Origin of the sequence: Leisingera sp. JC11 (assembly GCF_040704725.1) — a bacterium.
Lineage (GTDB): Bacteria > Pseudomonadota > Alphaproteobacteria > Rhodobacterales > Rhodobacteraceae > Leisingera.
This window is the reverse complement of the sequence record NZ_JBFCVS010000047.1, coordinates 2,501-5,695: the sequence shown is the minus strand read 5'-3', so window position 1 is coordinate 5,695 and position 3,195 is coordinate 2,501. Positions and strand designations below refer to the sequence as shown.

Here is a 3,195-nt window from a genome sequence, read left to right as displayed (position 1 = left end):
CTGATGGCTTTGGGGGCGTCGGAATCGAAGAAGCCCCCGCTTTTTGCGGAGGCTTGGTCTGTATCTCTGGTTGCGGGAGCAGGATTTGAACCTGCGACCTTCAGGTTATGAGCCTGACGAGCTACCTGGCTGCTCCATCCCGCGTCAGGTGTTCTTGGTATCGTTAAGAGAGATGTTGGATTTTACTAGGTTTGGCGGTGACCTACTCTCCCAGGGCTTGAGCCCAAGTACCATCGGCGCGACAGTGCTTAACTTCCGGGTTCGGGATGGGACCGGGTGTTTCACTTGTGCTGTAGCCACCAAACCGAGGAAAATCCACTCCGGCGCGCCTTTATGGGGAGCGCCGGTACAATCAACATGTCCAGGTTCAGTTAGGGATGTGTTTGCTTGTTTGGTTCTTTGTAACACTGTCTGTTACTGGATCAAATCAAGCCTATCGGGCGATTAGTACCGGTCAGCTGAACGCATTGCTGCGCTTACACCTCCGGCCTATCGGCGTGGTGGTCTTCCACGGCCCTCAGGGATACCTTGTTTTGAGGGGGGCTTCCCGCTTAGATGCCTTCAGCGGTTATCCTGTCCGATCATAGCTACCCAGCACTGCTATTGGCATAACAACTGGTCCACCAGTGGATCGTTCACCCCGGTCCTCTCGTACTAGGGGCAACTCCTCTCAAGTATCCTACACCCACGGCAGATAGGGACCGAACTGTCTCACGACGTTCTAAACCCAGCTCACGTACCTCTTTAAACGGCGAACAGCCGTACCCTTGGGACCTGCTCCAGCCCCAGGATGAGATGAGCCGACATCGAGGTGCCAAACACTGCCGTCGATATGGACTCTTGGGCAGTATCAGCCTGTTATCCCCGGCGTACCTTTTATCCGTTGAGCGATGGCCCTTCCACGCGGGACCACCGGATCACTATGGCCGACTTTCGTCTCTGCTCGACTTGTCAGTCTTGCAGTCAGGCTGGCTTCTGCCATTGCACTCAACGAGCGATTTCCGACCGCTCTGAGCCAACCTTCGCGCGCCTCCGTTACTCTTTAGGAGGCGACCGCCCCAGTCAAACTACCCGCCACGCAGGGTCCCGGATCCGGATAACGGACCGCGGTTAGACATCAAGAGTGCGAAGGGTGGTATCTCAAGGGAGGCTCCACCGGGACTTGCGTCCCGGCTTCGATGCCTACCACCTATCCTGCACATCACAATCCTGATGCCAGTGCGAAGCTGTAGTAAAGGTGCACGGGGTCTTTCCGTCTAACCGCGGGAAGCCTGCATCTTGACAGGCAATTCAATTTCGCTGAGTCGATGTTGGAGACAGCGGGGAAGTCGTTACGCCATTCGTGCAGGTCGGAACTTACCCGACAAGGAATTTCGCTACCTTAGGACCGTTATAGTTACGGCCGCCGTTTACCTGGGCTTCAATTCGGAGCTCTCACCCCTCCTTTTAACCTTCAGGCACCGGGCAGGCGTCAGACCCTATACGTCGCCTTACGGCTTCGCAGAGCCCTGTGTTTTTAATAAACAGTCGCCACCCCCTGGTTTGTGCCCCCGGATCCAAGTTGCCTTGAACCCGGGCCTCCTTCTCGCGAACTTACGGAGGTATTTTGCCGAGTTCCTTCAACATCGTTCTCTCAAGCGCCTTGGTATTCTCTACCAGTCCACCTGTGTCGGTTTAGGGTACGGTCTGATGGAGGGCTATTTCCAGGGACCAATCAGCGGCCCGCCCAATCCGATAAGGGCGAACAACCTTCATGATCCGTCACATCCTCCTGGCCTAGGAATATTAACCTAGTTCCCATCGCCTACGCCTTTCGGCCTCGGCTTAGGGGCCGGCTTACCCTGCTCAGATTAGCTTTAAGCAGGAACCCTTGGACTTTCGGCGAGAGTGTCTCTCACACTCTTTGTCGCTACTCATGTCATCATTCTCGCTAGTGATCTCTCCACCGGATGGCTCACGCCCCGGCTTCATCGAAAGCCTCTCTCCTCCAATGTATCCGAAGATACTAAGGAGGAATGAGACTATGTCACACTACGCTCTGCTACCATGCACTATGTGCATCCTCGGCTTCGGCTCATGGCTTGAGCCCCGTTACATCTTCGCCGCAAGACATCTTGATTAGACCAGTGAGCTGTTACGCTATCTTTAAAGGATGGCTGCTTCTAAGCCAACCTCCTGGTTGTTTTGGACGTCTCACCTGCTTTCCCACTTAGCCATGAATTGGGGGCCTTAGCCGGAGGTCAGGGTTGTTTCCCTCTCCACGACGGACGTTAGCATCCGCCGTGTGTCTGCCATCTAGTACTCCCGGGTATTCGGAGTTTGGTTAGGATCAGTAAGCCTGTGGGGCCCCATTACCCATCCAGTGCTCTACCCCCCGGGGTATTCGGATGACGCTCTACCTAAATAGATTTCGCAGAGAACCAGCTATCTCCGAGTTTGATTGGCCTTTCACCCCTAGGCACAGCTCATCCCGATCCTTTTCAACGGATGTGGGTTCGGTCCTCCAGTGCGTGTTACCGCACCTTCAACCTGGCCATGCCTAGATCACTCGGTTTCGGGTCTGATCCCACGAACTCATGCGCCCTATTAAGACTCGCTTTCGCTGCGCCTACACCTAGCGGTTTAAGCTTGCTCGTGAGACCAAGTCGATGACCCATTATACAAAAGGTACGCTGTCAGCCCTCAAGGGGCCTCCAACTGATTGTAGGCGTTCGGTTTCAGGTACTGTTTCACTCCCCTCGCCGGGGTGCTTTTCACCTTTCCCTCACGGTACTGGTTCGCTATCGGTCAGTAAGGAGTACTTAGCCTTCGGAGGTGGTCCTCCGGTCTTCGAACAGGATTTCACGTGTCCCGCCCTACTTAATACGTCCCTCAGAGCTTCCCATACGGGGCTGTCACCCGCTCTGGCTGCGTTTCCCAACGCATTCTGGTCACTCATCAGGCTCGGCTGGTCCGCGTTCGCTCGCCACTACTAACGGAGTCTCTATTGATGTCCTTTCCTCCGGGTACTTAGATGTTTCAGTTCCCCGGGTTTGCTCTTAAAGACCTATGTATTCAGTCCTTAAGTACCTGGTTAAGCCCATTATAAGCAGCCTTGCGGCTATTATAACGAACTTTCAGGTGGGTTCCCCCATTCAGAGATCTTGGGATCAAAGCCTATTCCCGGCTCCCCCAAGCTTATCGCAGGGTATCACG

Annotated in this window: 1 tRNA gene and 2 rRNA genes (1 of these 3 running past the window's edge); all 3 read right to left on the bottom strand. The window is 54.7% G+C overall.

The annotated features are described in order from the left end of the window. Positions 1-67 precede the first annotated feature (67 nt). Positions 68-144, bottom strand: a tRNA-Met gene (locus AB1A62_RS21930). Positions 145-189: 45 nt separating this feature from the next. After that, positions 190-304, bottom strand: a 5S ribosomal RNA gene (gene rrf, locus AB1A62_RS21925). A gap of 119 nt (positions 305-423) precedes the next feature. Next, positions 424-3,195, bottom strand: a 23S ribosomal RNA gene (locus tag AB1A62_RS21920) (it continues 57 nt past the right edge of the window).